Below are 23,207 nucleotides of genomic sequence, written 5' to 3' on the forward strand. Positions count from 1 at the left end.
TGCAGATCCAAAACGAATCCAAAAGGGAAATGCGTTTAGCAATTGATTTGGGCAACACCCTGGCGAAAGCCATGTTTCAGGATGAAAGTTTTAGTTCGGGGGCTGTAATGTTCGAGCCTGAAAATCCGCTGGCCCTGATGCAGGTCATGGAAAGTCTGCCTCCGTCGGCTGCCATGATCTCGGCTGTGCGCGACGTTCCTGAGGCACTGATTGAAACTGTTTCAGCGTATTGTCCGGTTCATGTGCTCAGCCACGAAACGCCCCTTCCCTTCTCAATTGAATATGAGACGCCTGAAACACTGGGACGCGACCGCATTGCCGCTGTTGCTGCTGCCTATGCACGTTTTCCGGGATGCAATGTCCTTGTCATCGACATGGGCACCTGCATCACTTACGACCTGCTTACTGCCGACGGTCGTTACCTTGGCGGAGCCATCAGTCCGGGAATTGCCATGCGGCTCAAAGCCATGCACACCTTTACAAGTCGCCTGCCCCTGGCCGGGATAAGCCCGGAGGCTCCCCTCGTCGGCCAGACCACCCACCAATCGCTCCTTTCGGGCGCAGTAAACGGCACCCGGGCCGAACTCGAAGGCATGATCAGGAGATATGAAAAAACGGTGGGCAAACTGACTGTGCTTGTGGGCGGCGGAGACAATAAATACTTTGAAACTAAGTTTAAAAGTCGCATCTTTGCAGCCTCAAATCTCGTACTCGAAGGTTTGCAGGCTATCATGAAATTCAATAAGATAGGATAAGTTGAGAAAAGGACTCTTACTGCCTTTGGTGCTGCTGTATGCCTTGACCGCATGGGCCCAAACCGGAATTGATTCGCCTTATTCACGTTTTGGACTGGGCACCATGTCGCCTGCCAGCAACCATACCCGCCAGGTCGGGATGGGTGGAATTGGGAACGCATTGTCGAGCAACCGTTTCGTTAACCCGGCCAACCCGGCCAGTTATTCTGCTGTTGACTCACTCTCGTTTCTCTTCGGCACCGGCCTGAGTTTCACCGGGGTTAGTTACCGCACTACCCTGCGCAACGAGAGTGGCAACTATGCCAACCTTTCGTTCTTCTCGGCCGCCTTTCCAGTAACGCCCTGGCTACGTACAGGCATCGGCCTTTTGCCCTACAGCCATATTGCCTTCAACCTAAGTTCAACGGGTACCACCTCGCAAAACGTGCGTTACAACAAAATCTACGAAGGCAAAGGTGGAATCAATCGCTTTTTTATCGGAAACTCCATCAAGCTCGGACGAAATGCCTCTGCAGGTTTTAACGTCAATTACCTCTTTGGCCGAAACAGCACGCTGAGCTATCTTTACTTTCCCGACTCGGCCAATATGGCCACCACAAAAGTGGATAGCCGGTTGAATGCCAGCGCTTTTAGTCTTGATGCAGGCCTGTTGTACCGCATCGATCTCGGAAAGGAAACCAGCCTTCAACTTGGGGCGACCTATGGTTTGGGGCACGATATGCCCGTTAAGCGCGAATACCTGGTGCAATCGCAGTTCGGTGGCTTGTTTGGCAGCATTGAGTATGTGATCGACACCATCTTTTACCGGCCGGAACAACGTGCCACGCTCAGCATTCCCTTCTCGGCAGGCGGCGGCCTGGTGCTCGAAAAAAAAGACCGCTGGCTTGGTGGCATCGACTTCAATTGGCAAAACTGGGCTAATTACAACTCTCCATTGTATGCCGACTCGCTGGTCGATAGCTGGAATGTAGCTGCTGGTTTTCAGTATCTTCCAAGTCACACCGCCATATCAAGTTATTGGCGCAAAGTGACTTACCGCACCGGCGCCCGTTACAAACAAACTTATCTGAACATCAACGGGCAAGCCGTCAATGAGTTTGGCATCAGTTTTGGTGTCAGTTTGCCGTTGCCTCGTACGTTCACCACTGTCGATCTGAGCCTTGAAGCTGGCGGCAGGGGCAGCACCAAAAGCAACCTGGTCAGGGAAGGTTTCATCAACTTCCGGGCAGGAGTTTCGATCTACGAGCGATGGTTTGTTAAACGAAAATATGATTAGGCTATAACGTTCCAACACATAAAAACCATGAAACCCTACACTTACCTCAAGGCACTTTTTGCAACAGCAGCGTTGGCGCTTACACTTCAGGTGCAGGCAGGCAGCGACCGGTTCAGCTTTGAGCCTCAGGACAACATGCCCAAATACGGAAAAGACAGCGTCAACTGTGTGGTAAACATCTCGTTGTACCGCGAGTTTTACAGGCAGTGGAGAGCCAGCAATTTTGAATCGCCTGTGATCAAAGATATCATCGGGCCTTGGCGCTGGGTGTTTAACAACTGTCCGCTGGCCAGTGAAAACACTTATGTGGACGGGGTGCGTATCATGCAATATCGCATCGAAAATGCAAAAACCGATGCCGAGCGTAGCAAGCTGATCGACACGCTGATGATGGTTTATGACCAACGCATCAAATATTTCCCGAACCATTTCCGTACGGGCCAGCCTCAGAAAGGCGCCATTCTGGGACGCAAAGGGATTGACCTGTTCACTTACGACCAGGAACGATACGAAGAAGCCTACAACGTGCTGAAACAATCTATTGAGCACGACGGGGACAATACCGACGGAACTGCCCTCATCTACTACTTCAGGGCGGTAGTAAAAATGGCGCGCAAAGGCAAGGTTGACACCGCTTTTATTGTGGACACCTATGATCAGGTTTCGGAGATACTCGACCACAATATCAGCAGGGCTGTGGCCAACAACGACGACAAATGGGCTGAGAACTACCGCAATTTTAAAAACAACATCGAAGCATCGTTCGAACCTTTTGCAAGCTGCACCGACCTGGTGAGGGTATATGGCAACAAGCTGGCCAAAAGCCCCAACGACGTGGAATTGCTCAAGAAAGTTACTAACCTGCTCGACAGGCGTGGCTGCCAGGGCGATCCGCTTTATCTGGATGCCAGTGTGCGCCTTCACAGGCTGCAACCCAGCCCGGAATCGGCATTCAATATCGGCCGCCTTTTGCTTCGCGACGAAAAATTCAACCAGGCTATTCCCTACCTGGAAGAGGCCACCAAATCAGCCGAACAAGATCGTGCACATAGTGCCTTCAAGCTATTGGCCGAGACTTACAAAGCTGTGAAAAACTATCCCCGTGCACGTCAGGCAGCCTTGAATGCTTTGCAGATTAATCCGGCTGATGGCGCACCCTACATCACCATTGGCGACTGCTACGCGCTGTCGGCCAAAGATTGCGGTGACAACGATTTCACCAGCAGGGTAGGTTATTGGGCCGCGGTTGACAAGTACAACCAGGCAAAACGGGTTGATCCCTCGCAGACCGAAACTGCCAGCAAGCGCATAGCCACCTACAGTGTGCACTTTCCTTCGGTAAACGTGATATTCTTCCACGGCTACGAGGAAGGACAAAGCTACACCATCGACTGCTGGTACAGGGAAGAAACCACCATCAGGGCATCCAGATAATAACGTCATAAACAACTTGGACTTCAGAAGTCTTCTCACCCGCATCCTCACGCTCCTGAGCGTGGCGATGTGGGTTTCGTGCGAAAATTCGCTTACCGTGATCCGCGAAGTCACGGCCGAAGACACCCTCTCGGCGGTGCGTGCCAGAAATATTGAATACCTGCGTAGCGATTCGGGACATGTGTACATGCGGCTGGTTGCTCCACTAATGCTCAGGTTTGCAGGCGATGAGGAAAAGGTGGAGTTTCCCGAAGGTTTCGAAGCATTCTTTTATGATTCCACCGGCCAGCAGTCATCGCGCATCAAGGCCAATTACGGACTAAACCTCGAACGCGAGCAATGGATGGTGGCCCGTGGCGATGTGGAGGTGGAAAACTTTCAGACAAGCGAGCTGATGCAAACCTCCCAACTAATCTGGAACCAACGCTACAAAACCATACGCACCGGAGCACCCATCGTGATAACCGGGGCCGACAAAAAGCTTTATGGCGACAGCCTCACGGCCAATGACGACCTTTCGCAACGCACCATTTACAATATCAGAGGCACACTCGAGCTTGAGGATGATGACGAATAGCCCTGAAAGCATGGAATATGTGCTATCTTTGCTGCCAATGCGAAGCCTTGCTATATGAGTGATATTCAAATCATTCTGCTGACCTTGTTGTTTTCCGCTTTCTTCTCCGGAATCGAAATCGCTTTCGTCAGCGCAAACCGACTGAGGCTCGAAATCGACCTGAAGCGCAATCTCTTACCCGCAGGAATTCTCAATAAATTTTACAAAAATCCCTCGCGCTTCATCGGAGCCATGCTGCTCGGAAACAATATCGCCCTGGTGGTTTACGGTATGGCCATGGCCAACCTGCTCGAACCGGTGCTTATCAGAAACTTCCCGGATTTTATGGCCAGCAACATCAATCTTATTCTGACACAAACCATTGTGGCCACCTTACTTATACTCGTATTCGCAGAGTTTCTGCCTAAAATCCTCTTTCGCATCAATCCCAATGCTACCCTTTCGTTTTTTGCTGTTCCGCTCTGGATATTCTACCATCTGCTTTTCCCGTTTATCTGGATTTACACAGGAATTTCGGAATTGATCCTGCGGGTTTTCACCGGCCTGAAAATCAAGCACGATACCTACAAGTTCAGCGCTGTTGACCTGGATAATTACCTCAGAGACTTGGCCGCCGACGAGGCTCAAACCAATACAGAGCTGGACCCGGATCTGCAGATTCTTCAAAATGCTATTGAATTCCGACATATTCGCGTACGCGACTGCATGATACCCCGCCCGGAAATCGAAGCCATTTCAAGCGACAGCTCAGTGGATGAACTGCTGGCGAAGTTCACCGAGACCAAGCACTCAAAAATTCTGGTTTACGAAGAAAGCGTGGACAACATCACAGGATATGTACATTCGTACGATATGTTTACCCGGCCGGAGAGCATCCGTCAGGTGATGCGCAACATCGAAGTGGTGCCCGAGACCTATCCTGCAAGCCGGTTGCTGAGCCGTTTCATTCAAAACCGGCAGGGCATTGCTGTGGTGGTGGACGAATTCGGTGGTACAGCCGGCATAGTTTCGATGGAAGACATCATCGAGGAGATTTTTGGCGAAATTGACGACGAGTACGACGAAGAGGAAACCATTGAAGAACAGCTGGGATCCAACAGCTGGATTTTTTCGGCCCGGCTCGAAATTGAATACCTCAACGAAACATACAAGCTCGACATTCCGGAATCGGATGAGTATGAAACCCTGGCCGGATTCATCATCAGCCGACACGAAAACATCCCTGCTCCGGGTGAGAAAATACAGATAGACAAATTCAAAATCACCATCCTTAAATCCACGGGTAACAAACTCGAAGAAGTGCGGCTCGAAGTGGAAGAATAGACAAGGATTGACTTCGGCGGTTAGCCGGACAGCTTTTCGGGGATTGCGCAACCACGATAGTCGCATTTCCACAACCAGGTGCCGGGTTGCAAGGTTTTTGAATTTACAGCCGGAATGGCCGACTGACCGGTTGCAGCAGCTACCAGATGCCACATCGGCCGGTTTGCGAACAGCGATTTTGCAAAGCGAATTGCATCGTTTCCCCTCAACACACTGATATCCTTTTTTTCATGCATATACAGCGCCTGACCCCAGTGGCTGAATCCGGCAGGATACTGCATCATGAGGGCTACCTGATTTTGCAACAAGGCCGAAGCAATCCCCGATAGCCGATCGTCTTCGAAATAAACACTCAACATGCTTATAGCCATACACATAGCTGCATTTGAAGAAGGCATAACGTTGTCGTACATTTCACGCGGTCTTACCGCAAGATCGCTGCTTCCGTGCTGGTTGTAACTGAAACAGGCCTCGCCTTCGTGATAAAAATTGCTTAGGGTAAAATGGGTAAGCTGGTAAGCCTCAAGCAGATACTCCTCATCGAAGGTAATCTGATAAAGGGTGATGAGCGCCTGGATGTAAAAGGCATAGTCATCGAGAAAGGCGGCGATATGCGCATTGCCGTTTTTGTAGGTCCGCAGCAGGGCTCCCTCAGGTGTGCGGAGCCTGAGCCGGATAAAACGGGCCACATCCCGGGCTGTCTGGAGGTATGTTTCAATACCAAGAGCAAGGCTGGCATTGCACAAACCCATGATCATCAGCGCATTCCACGATAAAATCTGCTTATCGTCGAGCTGAGGCGCCTGTCGTGAACGTCGTATCCGGCAGAGGATTTCGGTCGCATCGGATAGCATTCTGGACCATTTGGAAGGCTCAAGCTGATGTTTACGACAAAACTCTTCGGTGGTATAAGGCCTGACAAGCACATTTTTTCCGTGCTCCCAGGCTGCAGGTCCACCTATGCCGAACCAATCCGACAAAATCGGAGCAATATCGCCGGGAAGTTCGTCGAATTCAGCCTTCGACCACACGTAATATCGGCCTTCCTCACCCTCGCTGTCTGCATCGAGCGCAGCACAAAACATCTCGCCCGGTCTGTAAAGCGCATCCATGCACCATTGTATTGTTCGGCGCAGCGCCGACTCCAGCTCAGTATCCCGGGTGCTGCGGTACACTTCTGCATATAGTCTGATGAGCTGGGCATTGTCGTAAAGCATCTTTTCGAAATGCGGCACATGCCAGCCTTCGTCGGTGGAATAACGCGCAAATCCTCCCTCGAGCTGATCAAAAATACCGCCGCGATGCATCCGGTCGAGGGTGAACAACACATGCCGTCCGAACCTGGGTTCGTCGAGCTGCGAGGCGAGCAACCACTCAAACAGCAGCAGGTCTGGCATCGGAAACTTTGGAGCTCCTTTCTGGCCGCCATAAATTGTATCGGCCTGACCAAACAACCTGCGGGCCATGGCTTTGAGCACAGCTGTGGCATCGTATTCATCTTGCCTCAGAGCCACCTTCATGCGCTCGTTCAAACCCTGATGCACATTGTCGGCCTGCTGCCAAAGGGCATTGTCCTGATTTTGCCAAAGCCTGGCAAAATGTTCCACCACATTCAACCACTGTGCTTTGCGGAAATAAGTACCGCCCCATACCGGCCTTCCGTCGGGCATGGCAAAGCAATTCAAAGGCCAGCCCCCGTGCCCTGTGATCAGTTGCACCGCCTCCATAAACATATGATCCACATCAGGACGCTCTTCGCGGTCCACCTTGATGCATATGAAGTGAGCATTCATGAGCTTTGCAACTTCCTCGTCTTCAAACGATTCTTTTTCCATTACATGGCACCAGTGACAGGCCGAGTAGCCTATGCTGACCAGGATCATGCGGTTTTGTTCAACCGCCAACCTCAGGGTATCCTCATTCCATGGGTACCAGTCCACAGGGTTGTAAGCATGTTGCAACAGGTAGGGGCTGGTTTCGTTGATCAGCCGGTTTGGTTTGCGGTGAGCCTGGCTCATGGACAGTTTTTTGAAATTTATAAAAGTATCAAGGCATCTAAGTTAACGCTAAAGCCATTGCAGTGTTCAGGCAATGTGTCAGGTGGGTGTGTTTTCGTGTCCAAATCAATCAAAAATCTTTCTCCACCGGGAGGTTTACAGGATTTTTGAGTCGTAGAGGGTTAGCAAAGGCTTCAATAGCCCTAATTTAGCAAACCAAATTTGAATCAGGCATGACGCAATCACGTCCGAAACTTTTTCTTCTCGATGCCATGGCGCTCATTTACAGGGCCTTTTTTGCGATGAACAAGACTCCCAGAATCAACTCCAAGGGCATGAATACCTCAGCCATTCTGGGTTTTGCCAACACCTTGTACGACATTATCCGCAACGAAAGGCCCAGCCACCTGGGAGTGGCTTTCGATACCATGGCGCCCACCCAACGGCACACCGATTTTGCTGATTACAAGGCACATCGTGAAAAAATGCCTGATGACATTGCACAAGCCATCCCCTGGGTGATCGAACTTGTGAAAGCTTTCGACATCCCGGTGTTGATGCTGGATGGCTACGAAGCCGACGACATCATCGGCACCCTGGCCAAAGCCGCAGAACGTCAGGGTTTTGAGGTATATATGATGACTCCGGATAAAGACTTCGGACAACTGGTGAGCGAAAACATCAGGATGTATAAACCGGGCCGTGCAGGCGAGCCGGCGGAAGTTTGGGGTGTGAGCGAAGTGTGCAGTCGTTATGGCATTGAACGACCCGAACAGGTGATCGACATCCTTGGCCTGATGGGCGATGCCAGCGACAATATTCCGGGGATTCCGGGCGTGGGCGAAAAAACTGCCATCAAGCTGGTGCAGGAATTCGGCTCGATTGAAAATCTGCTGGCCAACACCCATCAACTCAAAGGGAAGCTCAAAGAAAATGTGGAACAATTTGCAAATCAGGGGCTTCAGTCGAAGCAGCTGGCTACCATCATCACCGATGCGCCAGTGCCCTTTGAGCCCGACAAGCTGAAGATGGGCAGCCCTGACCTGGAAAAGCTGAAAGAAATTTTCGATGAGCTGGAGTTCAGGACCTTTGCGCGCAGGGTGTTCAACGATTTACAGAGTGCAGGCAACGACCTGTTCAGTGGGCTGCCCTCCGAAGATCAGGGCCTGGCTTCGGGGACCAAACTCACCATCGAAACCCTTGCACATCGTTACGAACTGGTTCAGGGAGAAGATGAGTTGCGACAGTTGGCATCAAATCTACTGAATCACAAGGTAGTGTGCTTCGACACCGAAACCACAGCCCTGGATGCACACACAGCCGAACTAGTTGGCCTGTCGTTTGCCGTTGAGCCACACCATGCGTGGTACGTCCCCATGCCCGAAAACTATCATCAGTGCCAGCAAATGCTCGACCTGTTGAGGCCGTTCTTTTCCAATCCGGAAATACTCAAGGTAGGTCAGAACATGAAATACGACATGGCTGTGCTACGCTGGTATGAGATACCGGTGGCGGGTCCATTGTTCGACACCATGATTGCCCATTACCTGATTGAACCGGAACAGCGTCATAGCATGGACTATATGGCTGAAACCCTGCTCAACTACAGCCCGGTATCCATCGAAAGCCTGATTGGCAAAAAAGGTAAAGGGCAGGGTTCGATGCGCGATGTGCCTTTGGAGAAAATAAAGGAATACGCAGCCGAAGATGCCGATATCACCCTGCAACTGTATCACAAACTGGCTCCGGAGCTCAAAAAAAACGGGCTTGAAGAGCTCATGCACGGCATTGAGATGCCGTTACTGAGCGTGCTGATGGACATGGAGGCCGAAGGCGTAAAACTCGACATTGCCACCCTGAACGAAATCGGGGAGGGAATGCAGCAGGAGATACAACAACTTGAGAAAGAGATTCAAGCCCTGGCCGGAACCCCATTCAACATTGCATCGCCAAAACAACTTGGTGAGGTGCTTTTCGAAAAACTCGGCCTGCGCACCAACGCCAAAAAAACCAAAACAGGACAATATCCCACAGGCGAAGAAGTGCTCAGCCAATTGGTACATGCCCATCCCATTGTAGAAAAGATCCTGGAATACCGCCAGCTGACCAAGCTCAAATCGACCTATGTGGATGCTTTGCCTGCACTCGTCAACCCGCGCGATGGTCGCGTGCACACATCTTATAATCAGGCTGTTGCTGCCACCGGGCGGCTCAGCTCGAACAATCCCAACCTGCAGAATATCCCCATACGCACCGAGCGCGGCCGCGAAATTCGCAAGGCTTTCGTGCCACGAAACAAACACTACACCCTGCTGGCTGCCGACTATTCGCAGATCGAGCTTCGCATCATCGCCCACCTGAGCGGCGACCAGGGAATGATTGAAGCATTCAGAAGCGGGCACGATATTCATGCTGCCACCGCATCAAAGGTGTATGGCGTTCCTATAGAATTGGTAACCAAAGAGATGCGGCGCAATGCCAAAACAGTCAACTTTGGCATCATTTACGGCATTTCGGCCTTTGGCCTGTCGGAGCGCCTGGGCATTCCGCGCAGCGAAGCCGCACAAATCATCAACAGCTACTTCAAGGAATATCCCGGCATCAAAGCCTACATGAACCGACAGATAGAATTTGCCAGGCAAAACGGTTATGTGGAAACCATGCTTGGCCGCCGGAGGTACCTCAGGGACATCAATGCCGCCAACAGCGTAGTGCGAGGTTTTGCCGAGCGCAACGCCATCAACGCACCCATTCAGGGCAGCTCGGCCGACATGATCAAGCTGGCCATGATCCGCATACACGCACAGATGAAACAATTGGGCATGCAGTCGAAAATGATTCTTCAGGTGCACGACGAATTGGTGTTCGACGCCCTGATCGAAGAGCTCGACGCACTCAAGCCATTGGTTGAGCAACATATGCGCGAAGCATTGCCACTTTCGGTGCCCGTTGTGGTGGAGATGAATACCGGAAACAACTGGCTTGAGGCACACTAAACCGGAGGGGATATGCTGAGCATCATGAGCGACGAATATTTTATGCGCGAGGCATTGCGCGAAGCAGCAAAGGCAGCCGAAGCCGGTGAGGTGCCCGTGGGAGCCGTGGTTGTGAGCAACGGAAAGATTATTGCCCGCGCCCACAATATGACCGAAACCCTCAACGATGCCACTGCCCATGCCGAGATGCTCGCCATCACCGCCGCCACAAACTACATCGGAGGTAAATATCTGGAAGAGTGCACCTTATATGTGAGCCTTGAACCCTGCCCCATGTGTGCATCGGCGCTCAACCTGTCGCAAATCGGAAAGATTGTCTGGGCTGCCGACGATCCCAAACGTGGTTTTTCGAGGTACAGCCCGCTGCTGCTCCATCCGAAAACAAAAGCCGAGAAGGGATTGATGGCCGAAGTGGCCGCCCGCTTGCTGACAGATTTCTTCAAAGCCCGACGTTAATTTTTTGACTTTAACAGCTGTTTGTTGATAAGTAATTAGGCTGGCGCTGATCCGGCAGACCTGTCAGGGCTAATTTTATCCACAGCCAGCAAGGGCGATAAACCACAGCACCTATGCCCGTTAAAAAACCTTCCTCCCCGAAGATTTTTGTGCTCGACACTTCGGTTATCCTCTACAACCACAACGCAATCAACACATTCGAAGAGCACGATGTGGCCATCCCGATCACAGTTTTCGAAGAGCTCGACAACTTCAAAAAAGGCAACGACAACAAAAACTACGAGGCCAGGGAGTTCATCCGGCTCATGGACCGCATTTCGGGCAAGACCACCATGAAAAACTGGAGACGCATCAACGGCCCGACCAAGGGACGCTTCAAAGTGCTGATGAACGAGATGAGCAAGCTCGATGCACGGCAGGTTTTCGGAGCCGACAAACCCGATCACCGCATCCTGAATGCTGCCATCAAACTGGCCGAGGACAATCCGGACCGCAAGGTGATCCTGGTTTCGAAAGACGTCAACCTGCGACTGAAGGCCAAATCGCTGAACCTACAGGCCGAAGATTATGAGACAGGCAAGATCAAAGACGTGGAATCGCTCTACACCGGCAAAAGCTATCTGGAAGATGTGCCCCCCGAAGCCATCGACAAGCTCTTTGTGGATGGTTTTTGCCCACTTCAGGACATCGGGTTGCAAAAGGCTGTGCCCAACCATTATTTCACCCTGAAAAGCCATCGCAATTCGGCCCTGGCATTCTACAATCCTATCACCGACAGGCTCGAACGCATCGACAAGCAATCCGTGTCGCGCATCTCGCCACGCAATGCCGAGCAGGTGTTTGCCCTTCACGCCCTGCTCAATCCTGAAGTGAAACTGGTTACCATTCAGGGTATTGCAGGCACAGGAAAGACCCTTCTTGCCCTCGCAGCCGCCTGGGAACAAAGGCGCAACTACAAACAGGTTTACCTGGCACGGCCAATCGTACCCCTGAGCAACAAAGATATCGGCTTCCTGCCGGGCGACATCAAATCGAAACTCAACCCCTACATGGAACCGCTTTGGGACAATCTGAAATATATTCAGAACCAGTACGGTGAAGAGGACAAAGAGTATAAACGCATCACCGAAGCCATTGACAAAGAGAAACTTGTGATCACACCCCTGGCCTACATCCGCGGAAGAAGTATCTCGAATGTATTCTTCATTGTGGACGAAGCCCAGAACCTTACGCCCCACGAAGTGAAAACCATCATTACCCGTGCAGGCGAAAACACCAAGATTGTTTTTACAGGCGACATTTTCCAGATCGATACCCCGTATCTTGATGCGCACTCCAACGGGCTTTCGTATCTGATTGACAAGATCAAACACCACAGCATCTATGCCCACGTCCGCCTTGAAAAAGGCGAACGCTCGGGTTTAGCCAACCTGGCCAACGACCTGCTTTGAACGCCGGCAACCGGGGTATTTTGTAACTTCGCTCCGCCAGAGCACGGAAAAGTATGGTGGCAATTGACGAGGAAAAATTCAACAAACGCAGGCTGGCCGGCAGCTACATCACCTCGGTGATCAGCATCTGGCTTGTGCTTTTCGTGCTCGGTCTGTTTGGCCTCATCCTGATCAATGCAGCCACACTCTCGCAGCTCATTCGCGAAAACATCGGGCTGGAAGTGATCATAAAAAAAGGTGTGAACGAAGCCACCATACTGCAATATCAGAAAATGCTTGAATCTGAGCCTTTTGTTAAATCGGCCAGATACATCCCGCGCGAAGAAGCAACCCGACTGCTGGCCGAAGACCTGGGCGAAGACTTTGTCAAATGGCTGGGAGATGCTGACAATCCGCTGCTGCCCTCCATCGAACTCAAGTTTAAATCAGAATGGGCCAACAACGACAGCCTCGAAGTCATCAGTCGCAAAATCATGCGCAATCCTGACATCAAGGAAGTGTATTACCAAAAATCGCTGGTCGATATGATCAACGAAAATTTCAAACGCATCAGCCTGTTGCTGCTGGGCTTCGGGAGTTTATTGTTAATTATTGCCATCATTTTGATACACAATACCATTCGCCTCTCGATCTATGCCAAAAGGTTCATCATCCGCAGCATGCAGCTTGTTGGCGCCACCGAGGGTTTCATCCATCGTCCGTTCTTTTTCAGGGCCTTGCTGCAAGGTATCATAAGCGCCATCCTGGCCATCCTATTGCTCGCCCTGGTGCTGTATGCCGCACTGAGCAGCATTCCTGAATTGCTTTTGATTTACAACCCGACTCAGGTGGGCATCCTGTTTGGGGCGATGCTGCTCACCGGTATTCTGCTTACCACCCTGTCCACCTGGCTTGCCCTTCGCCGCTACCTGCGCGTTAAAACCGACAAACTCTTCATCTGAAAGTCCCTATCCCCAAAAAACATATTTTTGCACCAAATCCACCGGAATTATGTCCGCAAAAAAACCGACAGTTACCCCGAAAAACGAACCATCCAACGACCAGTTTGCATTCACACGCGAAAATTACAAGTGGGTGCTTATCGGATTGGCGTTCATTATATTGGGATTTATCCTCATGATAGGTGGCGGCTCGAAAGACCCTAACGAATTCAGCGAAGGCATCTTTAGTTTCAGGCGCATGACCCTTGCCCCCATTCTGGTGCTGGCCGGCTATGCCATCGAGATTTACGCCATCATGAAGAAAGACTGAGCCAGCAATGAGTTTGTTCGAAGCCATTGTCATTGCCATCGTCGAGGGGCTCACCGAATTTTTGCCGGTTTCGTCCACAGGTCACATGATCATCACTCAGGAATTGCTGGGTATGGAGATCAACGACTTTGTAAAAGCCTTCACCGTCAACATTCAGTTTGGAGCCATCCTGAGTGTGGTGGTACTTTACTGGAAACGTTTTTTTCAGTCGTTCGATTTTTATCTGAAACTTTTTGTGGCTTTTCTGCCCGCAGCAGTCATCGGTTTTCTTGCCAGCGACCTGATTGACCAGCTGCTCGAAAACGTGGTGGTAGTGGCCGTGATGCTTGTGCTGGGCGGCATCGTCCTGGTGTTTGTGGATCGTTGGTTTAAAAATCCCTCACCCAATCAGGACATCACCTATGAGAAAGCGCTCAAGATTGGTTTTTTTCAGGTCATTTCCATGATTCCGGGGGTGTCGCGCTCGGCAGCTACCATCATTGGCGGTATGACACAAAAGCTCGATCGCAAGCATGCTGCAGAGTTCTCTTTTTTTCTTGCAGTGCCCACCATGTTTGCCGCATCGGGCTACAAGCTCCTTCAGAATTATCAGCACATCAGCAGCCAGGATATTGATATTCTGATCATTGGCAATATTGTTGCTTTTGTTGTGGCCATGATTGCCATCAAAACATTCATCAGCCTGCTCACCCGCTACGGATTCAAATGGTTTGGCTACTACCGCATAGTGGTCGGCCTGACCATTCTGATCATGCTGGCCATGGGATATGAACTGAGTATGATTTAATGCGGCTGTTTACCAACAACCACCTCATCTGGTTTACGGGAATCCTCACCTCAGCCCATATAACAGCAGAAACATAGTTTGCCCGGGGAAAATGGCCTAATTTTGCCTCATGACACACGACTTTGAAGCAGGCCGGTTGCTTTTGATCGACAAGCCTGCAGGCTGGACTTCGTTTGATGTTGTAAACTTTATTCGTATCCAGATTCGCCGCAGCCTGCAGATACCGCGGCTGAAAGTGGGACACGCAGGCACCCTCGATCCGCTGGCCACAGGTTTGCTACTGGTTTGCACAGGTAAGTTTACCCGGCAAATCCAACAGCTTCAGGATCAGGACAAAGAATATACGGGCACCATCCGGATCGGAATGACCACACCGTCGTACGACCTCGAAACCGCGCCCGACAGCACCCAGCCGTGGGCGCACATTCGAGTGGAAGATATCGAAGCTGTGCTGCCGTCATTCACCGGCAACCTCATGCAGGTGCCCCCGGTTTATTCCGCCATCAAGGTGGATGGAAAAAGGGCTTTCGACATGGCCCGCCGAAAGCGCGAGCTGAAGCTCGAAGCCCGGCCGGTGGTGATTCATGCCTTCGTGATTACCGACATCCGCCTTCCTGAAATTGACTTCCGGGTGCGCTGCAGCAAAGGCACTTACATCCGCAGCCTGGCACACGATTTTGGCCAGGCCCTGGGCACAGGGGCTGTACTGACCAGTCTCAGGCGCACTGCCATAGGGCAATACACTGTGGATGAAGCCATAAGCCCCGAACAGTTCAGGCTTCACCTGGAATCGGCCACAGGTTAAAAAAGCTTAAACCTGTTGCTTTAGTCTTATCGAACAAGCACTTACACTGCCACATAGCTTGACAAGGCCTCGTTCTTGGGCTACCTTTGCAAACCCTACCTTTTTTCGTTGCTTAAACGGACCGGAGGATTTTTAGAAAATCAAGTTGGAAATTAACAGGTTAAGCAAATGAAACTATCTCAATTCAGGTACAACCTGCCCTCGAACCTTATTGCAAGCTACCCCCCAAAAAACCGCGACGAATCCAGGCTGATGGTGCTCAACCGCAAGGATCAGACCATAGAGCACAGGATTTTCAAAGACATCGTGGAGTATTTCAAAGACGGTGATGTGTTTGTGCTCAACAACACCAAGGTGTTTCCTGCCAGGCTGTATGGAGAAAAAGAAAAAACCGGAGCCAAGATCGAAGTTTTTCTGCTTCGTGAACTCAATCGCGAAAGCCGCCTCTGGGACGTGCTCGTTGACCCCGCACGCAAGATTCGCATTGGCAACAAGCTCTACTTTGGCGAGAACGACGACCTGGTGGCCGAGGTTATCGACAACACCACCTCACGTGGGCGCACCCTGAGGTTTTTGTTCGACGGACCGTACGAGGAGTTCAAGAAAACCATCTACTCCCTGGGCGAAACCCCGCTTCCCAAGGTGCACGAACGTCCGGTGGAACCACTGGATGCCGAGCGGTATCAGACCATCTTTGCCAAGCATGAAGGTGCAATAGCCGCCCCGACCGCAGGTTTGCATTTCAGCCGCGAGCTGCTCAAAAGGTTGGAGCTCATTGGTGTGAACTTTGCCGAAATCACCCTGCACACGGGCATGGGCAATTTCCGTCCCATCGAAGTGGAAGACCTTACCAAGCATAAAATGGACTCGGAAGAGATGTATATCGACGAGGAAAATGCCGCCAAGGTGAACGATGCCAAAGCACGCGGAAACGCCATCGTCGCTGTCGGAACCACCTCCATGAAGGCCCTCGAAAGTGCCATGACCATTCCCGGACGCATCAAGCCCTTCAAAGGCTGGACCAACAAATTCATCTTCCCGCCCTACGACTTTGGAGTGGCCGATGCCATGGTAACCAACTTCCACCTGCCCAAATCGCCCATGCTGATGCAGGTGACTGCCTTCGGAGGCTACGACTTCATCATGAAGGCCTATAAAGAAGCCGTGAACATGAAATATCGGTTTTTTACCTATGGCGATGCCATGCTAATACTCTGACAAAGTTGAAGTTAAAAATATCCCCATCTTTGAGCCGGAAACAGCCTTCCGGCTCAGTTTTTTTCACTTTATGACAAGCGACATCTGCCGTTGCCCGTGGGCTGAGGTTCATCCGCTCATGCAAAAGTATCACGACGAAGAATGGGGTGTGCCCCTGCACGACGACCTCAAACTATTCGAGTATCTGGTGCTCGATGCTTTTCAGGCAGGGCTGAGCTGGCTCACCGTACTCAAAAAACGGGAGGCCTTCAGGGAGGCCTTTCAAGGTTTTGATCCTGTGCGCATTGCCAATTTTGGCGACAAGGAAGTGGAAATGCTGTTGCAAAACCCCGGAATTATACGCAACAGGCTAAAAATCAATGGCACCATACGCAATGCACGGGCGTTTCTGAACCTTTGCGAAAGGCATGGCAGTTTCGACAGCTACATCTGGCAGTTTACTGATTATCAGACGATACAGAACAACTTCACCAGCATAAAAGAGCTCCCGGCGCGCAGTGTGCAATCGGATGCCATGAGCAAAGCACTCTTCAACCAAGGTTTCACTTTTGTGGGAAGTACCATCTGCTACGCATTTATGCAGGCAGCCGGTATGGTCAACGATCACCTGACCAGTTGTTTCAGGCATCCTGAAAATCAGAAACTAAAGTAGCATCAGCGCTATGGCGGCACCTGCAAATGTTTGCGGAGCGTTTTAAGCAGAGGTGCGGCCAGGGTAGATGACGAAACATTGCCCATTTTCTTACCTTTGCGCCCATGAATCAGGACGATTTTTTCAAAAAGCTGACAGCCCATGCCAAGGAGTATGGGTTTGTGTTTCCGTCGAGCGAGATTTACGACGGACTTAGTGCGGTTTACGATTACGGCCAGAACGGTGTCGAATTGAAGAACAACATCCGCAACTACTGGTGGAAAGCCATGGTGCAGCACCACGAAAACATTGTGGGCATCGACGCTGCCATTTTTATGCATCCCACCACCTGGAAAGCATCGGGGCACGTGGATGCATTCAACGATCCGCTCATCGACAACAAAGACTCCAAAAAGCGCTATCGTGCCGATGTGCTGGTGGAAGACCATGTGGCTAAGATTGAAGATAAGATAGCTAAGGAAATCGAGAAAGCACGCAAGCGTTTTGGCGAAAGCTTTGACGAACAGCAGTTTGTGAGCACGAATGCCAGGGTGCTGGAATACCGCGAACAGGCCGAAAACATCAAAAAACGGCTTTATTCGGCCATGGAAGCCGGCGATATGGCAGCCATCAAACAGCTGATTGAGGATATTGGCGTAGTTTGTCCGGTGTCGGGCACACGCAACTGGACGGATGTCAGGCAGTTCAACCTGATGTTTTCGACGCAGATGGGCTCAACTGCTGAAGGCGCCAGCGAAATTTACCTCAGGCCCGAAACTGCTCAGGGTATTTTTGTGAACTACCTCAACGTGCAGAAAACCGGCCGCATGAAAATCCCCTTCGGCATAGCCCAAACCGGTAAAGCCTTCCGCAACGAGATCGTAGCCCGGCAGTTCATCTTCCGCATGCGCGAGTTCGAACAGATGGAGATGCAGTTTTTTGTCAGGCCGGGCGAAGAGCTCGAGTGGTTTGATTACTGGAAGAAAGAGCGCCTGAAATGGCATCTCTCGCTGGGCATACCTGCCTCCAAATACCGCTTCCACGACCACGAAAAGCTGGCCCACTATGCCAATGCGGCCGCCGACATCGAGTTCGAGTTTCCGTTCGGGTTTAAGGAACTCGAAGGCATCCACTCGCGCACCGATTTCGACCTGGGCGCCCACCAGAAATACTCCGGCAAAAAGATCCAGTATTTCGATCCGGAGCTCAACCAGAGCTATGTGCCCTATGTGGTTGAAACCTCAATCGGTCTCGACCGTATGTTCCTGGCAATGCTGAGCCACGCCTATACTGAGGAAAAACTTGAGGATGGTTCTGAGCGCGTTGTACTTAAACTGCCGGCCATACTGGCACCTGTCAAGGCTGCCATTCTGCCCCTGGTGGCCAAAGACGGCCTGCCCGAAAAGGCGCGCGAAATCATGGAAACCCTCAAGTACGATTTCTATTGCCAGTACGAGGAAAAAGACTCCATCGGCAAGCGTTACCGCAGGCACGATGCCATTGGCACACCCCTTTGCATCACAGTAGATCATCAAACACTTGAAGATCAGACTGTTACTATCCGAGACCGCGACAGCATGCGCCAGGAAAGGGTAGCTATAGATGCTTTGGAGCGCATAATCAGCCAAAAGCTGAAGCCACTGAAAGTTTGACAGGTTTGCAATCCATAAAAAAAGCCGCTGTATTAAGGCGGCTTTTTTCATATCCAAGGGCAATGTCACTCAGCATTCAGCTCATCGCTTAGCTGGATGGTTTTTTGGAGCACGATATTGTTTGGCAGCGAAACCAGCTGCCCCTCTTCGGTTCGGATATAGGTGAAAAAGAGGGAGATATTGTCCACAACACCTTCGATGGGGTAGTCTTTGTCCAGAATTTTTATTTGGGCTCCAATGCGCACGGGGTGGTTAAAAAACAATATCAGGCTTGCGCTGATGTTCGACAAGATGCTCCACTGGGCAAAGAAAGCCACGCCCAGAATGGTTAGGGTAGATGTGATGAAGATGGTGAACTGCTGAGGTTTGACCCCCCAGATGGCTGCAAGGAGCACAATTGCGACCAGAATCAGGAAAAAGTTGATGATTTTGGTAATGATGCGTTTGCGCTGAAGGGCAAAATGAAATTTTTTCATGATTCCGTTCACCAGGCTGCGCAAAACGATTTTACCCGCCAGGAGCACCACCAGCACCACCAGCGATTGGATGAGTTGTATCTGGATTGTTTCCATTTTCGGTTTGTGTTGATTTTCAGCTACCGGGTCTGCGATTCTCAAAAAGTATGCCAACAACATAAAAAAGACAGGCTGCCCCATATTGAAGGCAACCTGTCGGTCGTGCAAGGAACGACAATATTTTGTTTAGTGGTTGTCGGGTGCAGTCATGCGCAGTTTGTCTCCTGCATCTTCGACCACTTTACGCAGAAACTGTTCGCTGTATCCGGGCTGTTTCACCTTGGGGTTGCGCTGGCCGGGCTGGCGGGTTTTGATGTTGCCATCCATGTATTTCATGAAAAGTTCCTGATACAGATGCTTGTAGGCATGGAAAGTCCGGGCCACCTGGTCGGTGCTGTAATCGGTGAGGAAAGCCACGGCCGCATTTTTATCTTTTTCGTACAATTTGAGTGCTGCAGCATCGATGGAAGGCGTACGCTCGATAAACATTTTTTCCAGGCCGTCGCGCACTGTTTCCACATCGGGTTGAATATACATCCAGCGGGTATAGGCCAGGTTGGAGATTTGATTTGTTACCCAGAAAAGGGAGGTTTCTGACCATTCCATCATGCCACCATTGCCTTCGGCGATGTGATGCGGGTTGTTTGTCATACTCGAGTAAAGCGGCATATAGACGGTGGCATTGGCATCGTCAACACCCCACCAGATGATGCCCCCGATTTCGTCGGGCAGCCAGGAGCGCGACTGGCTCACAAACGAAAATCCGGTTTGCTGTGTCACTGTGGCGCGTTCGTTCACATAAGTAATGCCATCCACCTTCCAGGTGAGGGGACGCCAGCGGTAGGGCAGGCCGTATGGTCCTGCACCAAAATCTTTGGTCATATCCAGTTCGGTGCCCTGAAGGTGGTCGCGCATGAACATCATCATGTCGTGCAGGCTGATTTTACGCTCGGGCTTTACCCACAGGGGCATACGGTTGGTTGCGTACTTGTTGGGGTTGGGACGGCCGTCGGCAAAGGTCTCATCGTGGCGGATGTTGCCTTTTACATATTCCCAGTATGCATCCATCCCCGGGCTTACTTTGTTGAACATGGTCCAAACCCGGATATCGCAGAAACGTGCGCCGCCAAAATCGACGGGTGCATAGGTGTCGCTGAAACTGAAATGTGCATCTTCGCCTACATACCAACCTTTGCTGCGGGCAAAACTGATCACATCGTGGGCATAGACCACCTCGACAGCCGGATCAAAAATTTTGTCCATCTGTTTTGAAGTGATTGAGGTTTTGCCGTTTGCAAGCGGGAAGGTCTGAATGCGCGCCTGGTTGGCATGGCCGCTTACATAGCCATCGGGAATGCGGAGGGCTACCCAAACAGCTCCCTTGTTGGCATTGAATTGCTGGCGCGTCTTGCGGTCGGTGCGCATATCGGTGCCTTTGCCGATGAGTTCCATGATCCACACTTCGTCTTTGTCGGCAATGCTGAACGACTCCCCTGAGCTGTAATAACCATATTCATCGAGGAGTTCGGCAATAATCTTGATTGCCTCGCGGGCTGAGCGGGCACGTTGCAGGGTCACATAAATCAGGCTGCCATAGTCCATGATACCAGTGCTATCGGCCAGTTCGGGACGGCCGCCAAAGGTGGTTTCGCCTATGGCCACCTGAAACTGATTCATGTTACCTACTACATTGTAGGTGCGTGGTGCTTGTTTTATTTTTCCAAGATATTTTCCTGTATCCCACTCATATATATCGATCATTGTGCCCGGGGCATGTTCGCCAGCAGGCCAATGGTATAGCTCGCCATACAGCACGTGCGAGTCGGCGGCATAGGTGATCATGGTGCTTCCGTCAACGGAAGCGCCTTTGGTTACCAGGTAATTGGTGCAGGCCTGGCCGGCAAGGGGCAGAGCAAGAAAGAGAACTGCCAGGGCAATGGCAAAATACATTCTGAACTTCATAGGCATATGTGCTGATTTTGTGTTTCAACAAATGTAGGCATTTTGTCCGATATTGCCCCTATAGCACAGCCTCCGGCATGGAATGAACGGTAAGCGGATTCAATCCAGCCTGTTCAAGCCATATCCGTTGCCCCGGGGACATCGTTTTTTTACCAAATCAGGTGAGATATTTAACGAAAGGTTTGTATTACATCATGTTACATTGTTTATTTTCACCAAAAATCTGTCATGAAAAACAACACCATTTTTCTATACAGCCTGGTACTGATTGCAGTCAGCTGGGCGGTTGCCGGGATTTTCTACCTCACCGGCCTCGAGTTTAGCGGCACCACAGCCCTGCTTTTTGGGTTTGGCTACATGTTTCTTCCCTCCCTTGTTGCCATTGCCCTGAAGCCCAAAGGGGTAAGCTTTCGCAATCTGGTCTATCTCAATACCCGGCTGAATATCTGGTATTTATGGGCATGGATCATTCCTCCAGTGCTGGTATTGGCAAGTGTTGGCATGGCTTTGTGGCTGCCCGGGGTGGAATATTCGCCCGACATGTCGGGCATGTTCGATCGGTTTGCTGATAAGCTGAGCCCGGACGACCTGGCCCTGATGAAAGCACAAATGGAGTTGCTGCCCGTTCACCCGTTCTGGATTGGGCTTGTTGGCGGCATGTTTGCCGGAGCCACGCTCAATCTGGTTGCCGGCATGGGCGAAGAAATGGGCTGGCGTGGCTACCTGCTGAGGGCTTTCGAAGGAAAAGGTTTTATGTCAGCTTCGCTTATCACAGGTTTTATCTGGGGAATATGGCATGCCCCAATTATCCTGATGGGCCACAACTATCCCGACCATCCGCAGCTTGGCGTGCTCATGATGACGGTTTGGTGCATTCTGCTTGCCCCAATGTTTCTTTACCTCACGTTGAAGGCAAAATCGGTGCTGGCTGCCGGCCTGATGCATGGGACGCTCAATGGCACAGCCGGCACTGCGCTGGTGGTGCTCAACGGTGGCAGTGACCTTACGGTGGGTGTAACAGGAATCTCCGGGTTTATGGCGCTGGTTGTTATTCTGACCGTTATAGCAGCCTACGACTACTTTTCGGGCCAGCGCATCATGTGGAGCACAATAAACCTGGCGGAACACAGCCTCACATCAGAAGCAGGTAAGGATAGCAAGGCTGTGGAACAAACGGGAGCTTAGGCCAGCAACTTCAGGGCAGCTTCTTTGTCTTTTTCGAGCTGGTGGCTCAGCTGTTCGAGCGAGTCGAACTTTTGCTCATCGCGTATGCGGTCCACAAAGCTGATGCAAAGCTCGTCGCCGTATATTTCCTGGTCAAAATTGAAGAGGTGTGCTTCAATGGTCAGGTGTTGTGATCCTACTGTAGGGCGAAATCCTATATTGCTCATTCCCAGATATGTAGTGCCTTTATAGGTGACGCGGCAGGCATACACCCCGGTGGCATGGATGAGTTTGTATTGTTCGTCAACGGCCAGATTGGCTGTCGGAAAACCGATCTTGCGGCCCATTGCATTGCCGTGCACAACGGTTCCGCAAATGGTGTATTCGTAGCCCAGCAGTTTGTTGGCCTTGTGCACATCGCCGGCTTCGAGTGCCTTGCGGATTTTGGTTGAGCTCACTGCAATGTTTTCCACATCCTGAGCTGGGATGCGCTCGAGCTTGAAGTTGTATTTGAGGCTCAGGTCGTAGAGCAGCTTGAAATCGCCCATGCGGTTTTTGCCAAAATGGTGATCGTAGCCTACCACCAGGCGGGCAGGTTTTATTTTTTCGACGATGTAATTGCGGATAAACTCTTCCGAGCTTGTGCGTGAAAAAGCCCTGGTGAATTCGATGATGATGACATGGTCGATGCCGGTTTTTTCGATCAGCTTCAGCTTTTGCTCCTGGGTGGTGATGAACCTCAGGTGCTGGCTGTCGATATTGAGCACAACGCGGGGATGGGGATAAAAAGTAACCACAACGGTCTGACCACCAATTTTGCGGGCATCCTCCACCATTTTCCTGAAAATGGCCTGGTGGCCAAGGTGAACCCCGTCGAAAGTGCCTACCGTAACGATGGCATTTCTGACTGGTTGAAACTGATTTATGTCGTTATAAACTTTCACTTTTCAATGATTT

The 23,207-nt window shown here is 51.1% G+C and carries 20 protein-coding genes; 16 read left to right on the top strand and 4 right to left on the bottom strand.

Translation table 11 applies throughout. The features are described from left to right. The first annotated feature begins 29 nt into the window (after window positions 1-29). From IPM52_08970 to IPM52_08990, 5 genes are read left to right on the top strand one after another with little or no spacing between them, the layout of a single operon-like run. A complete protein-coding gene (locus IPM52_08970; protein ID MBK9291741.1) occupies window positions 30-755 on the top strand; it encodes a type III pantothenate kinase in 726 nt (241 codons plus the stop codon). Between the two features lies 1 nt (window position 756). Beyond that, window positions 757-2,031 carry a hypothetical protein gene (locus IPM52_08975; protein ID MBK9291742.1) on the top strand — a complete coding sequence of 425 codons (1,275 nt, stop codon included), beginning with the start codon at window positions 757-759 and terminating at the stop codon, window positions 2,029-2,031. A 27-nt stretch (window positions 2,032-2,058) separates the two neighbouring features. Beyond that, window positions 2,059-3,465, top strand: a complete 1,407-nt coding sequence (locus IPM52_08980; protein ID MBK9291743.1) for a tetratricopeptide repeat protein — start codon at window positions 2,059-2,061, stop codon at window positions 3,463-3,465. A 16-nt stretch (window positions 3,466-3,481) separates the two neighbouring features. Then, a complete protein-coding gene (lptC, locus tag IPM52_08985) occupies window positions 3,482-4,042 on the top strand; it encodes an LPS export ABC transporter periplasmic protein LptC (protein MBK9291744.1) in 561 nt (186 codons plus the stop codon). 54 nt (window positions 4,043-4,096) lie between these two features. Next, window positions 4,097-5,365: an HlyC/CorC family transporter gene (locus IPM52_08990; protein MBK9291745.1), complete on the top strand. Its 1,269-nt coding sequence runs from the start codon at window positions 4,097-4,099 to the stop codon at window positions 5,363-5,365. 20 nt (window positions 5,366-5,385) lie between these two features. Here the strand turns inward: IPM52_08990 and IPM52_08995 are convergent, their stop codons facing one another. After that, the gene (locus IPM52_08995; GenBank protein ID MBK9291746.1) at window positions 5,386-7,383 is read right to left on the bottom strand and encodes a thioredoxin domain-containing protein; all 1,998 of its coding nucleotides are present in this window, start codon (window positions 7,381-7,383) and stop codon (window positions 5,386-5,388) included. A gap of 212 nt (window positions 7,384-7,595) precedes the next feature. Here IPM52_08995 and polA point away from each other — a divergent pair, with 212 nt between their 5' ends. From polA to IPM52_09045, 10 genes are all read left to right on the top strand, one after another. Beyond that, window positions 7,596-10,358, top strand: coding sequence for a DNA polymerase I (gene polA / locus IPM52_09000; GenBank protein MBK9291747.1), 2,763 nt, complete (start codon window positions 7,596-7,598; stop codon window positions 10,356-10,358). Window positions 10,359-10,379: 21 nt separating this feature from the next. Continuing rightward, window positions 10,380-10,814, top strand: a complete 435-nt coding sequence (locus IPM52_09005; protein ID MBK9291748.1) for a nucleoside deaminase — start codon at window positions 10,380-10,382, stop codon at window positions 10,812-10,814. Window positions 10,815-10,927: 113 nt separating this feature from the next. Further along, window positions 10,928-12,265: a PhoH family protein gene (locus IPM52_09010; protein ID MBK9291749.1), complete on the top strand. Its 1,338-nt coding sequence runs from the start codon at window positions 10,928-10,930 to the stop codon at window positions 12,263-12,265. A gap of 53 nt (window positions 12,266-12,318) precedes the next feature. Continuing rightward, entirely contained in the window at window positions 12,319-13,206 is an 888-nt protein-coding gene (locus IPM52_09015) for a cell division protein FtsX (GenBank protein ID MBK9291750.1), read from the top strand. 49 nt (window positions 13,207-13,255) lie between these two features. Then, window positions 13,256-13,516 (top strand): DUF3098 domain-containing protein, encoded by a 261-nt coding sequence (locus IPM52_09020; protein MBK9291751.1) that lies wholly within the window; start codon window positions 13,256-13,258, stop codon window positions 13,514-13,516. A gap of 7 nt (window positions 13,517-13,523) precedes the next feature. Continuing rightward, complete coding sequence (locus IPM52_09025; protein ID MBK9291752.1) at window positions 13,524-14,303, top strand: undecaprenyl-diphosphate phosphatase; 780 nt, start codon at window positions 13,524-13,526, stop codon at window positions 14,301-14,303. Between the two features lie 109 nt (window positions 14,304-14,412). After that, on the top strand, window positions 14,413-15,108 hold the full coding sequence (gene truB / locus IPM52_09030) for a tRNA pseudouridine(55) synthase TruB (GenBank protein MBK9291753.1): 696 nt from the start codon (window positions 14,413-14,415) through the stop codon (window positions 15,106-15,108). A gap of 168 nt (window positions 15,109-15,276) precedes the next feature. Next, the gene (gene queA / locus IPM52_09035; GenBank protein ID MBK9291754.1) at window positions 15,277-16,326 is read left to right on the top strand and encodes a tRNA preQ1(34) S-adenosylmethionine ribosyltransferase-isomerase QueA; all 1,050 of its coding nucleotides are present in this window, start codon (window positions 15,277-15,279) and stop codon (window positions 16,324-16,326) included. Between the two features lie 70 nt (window positions 16,327-16,396). Beyond that, a complete protein-coding gene (locus IPM52_09040) occupies window positions 16,397-16,978 on the top strand; it encodes a DNA-3-methyladenine glycosylase I (protein MBK9291755.1) in 582 nt (193 codons plus the stop codon). A 104-nt stretch (window positions 16,979-17,082) separates the two neighbouring features. Beyond that, on the top strand, window positions 17,083-18,609 hold the full coding sequence (locus tag IPM52_09045; GenBank protein ID MBK9291756.1) for a glycine--tRNA ligase: 1,527 nt from the start codon (window positions 17,083-17,085) through the stop codon (window positions 18,607-18,609). Window positions 18,610-18,674: 65 nt separating this feature from the next. On the opposite strand, the gene IPM52_09050 is transcribed toward IPM52_09045, so the two are convergent. Together IPM52_09050 and IPM52_09055 are read right to left on the bottom strand one after the other, a co-directional pair. After that, window positions 18,675-19,181, bottom strand: a complete 507-nt coding sequence (locus IPM52_09050) for a mechanosensitive ion channel (GenBank protein ID MBK9291757.1) — start codon at window positions 19,179-19,181, stop codon at window positions 18,675-18,677. 129 nt (window positions 19,182-19,310) lie between these two features. After that, window positions 19,311-21,086, bottom strand: a complete 1,776-nt coding sequence (locus tag IPM52_09055) for a C69 family dipeptidase (protein ID MBK9291758.1) — start codon at window positions 21,084-21,086, stop codon at window positions 19,311-19,313. A 228-nt stretch (window positions 21,087-21,314) separates the two neighbouring features. Here IPM52_09055 and IPM52_09060 point away from each other — a divergent pair, with 228 nt between their 5' ends. After that, window positions 21,315-22,271: a CPBP family intramembrane metalloprotease gene (locus IPM52_09060; GenBank protein ID MBK9291759.1), complete on the top strand. Its 957-nt coding sequence runs from the start codon at window positions 21,315-21,317 to the stop codon at window positions 22,269-22,271. On the opposite strand, the gene IPM52_09065 is transcribed toward IPM52_09060, so the two are convergent. After that, window positions 22,268-23,194 carry a bifunctional riboflavin kinase/FAD synthetase gene (locus IPM52_09065; GenBank protein MBK9291760.1) on the bottom strand — a complete coding sequence of 309 codons (927 nt, stop codon included), beginning with the start codon at window positions 23,192-23,194 and terminating at the stop codon, window positions 22,268-22,270. The two genes, IPM52_09060 and IPM52_09065, sit on opposite strands and share 4 nt — an antisense overlap. Window positions 23,195-23,207: the final 13 nt, after the last annotated feature.

The sequence above is a fragment of the Bacteroidota bacterium genome, assembly GCA_016715945.1.
Lineage (GTDB): Bacteria > Bacteroidota > Bacteroidia > Bacteroidales > F082 > JALNZU01.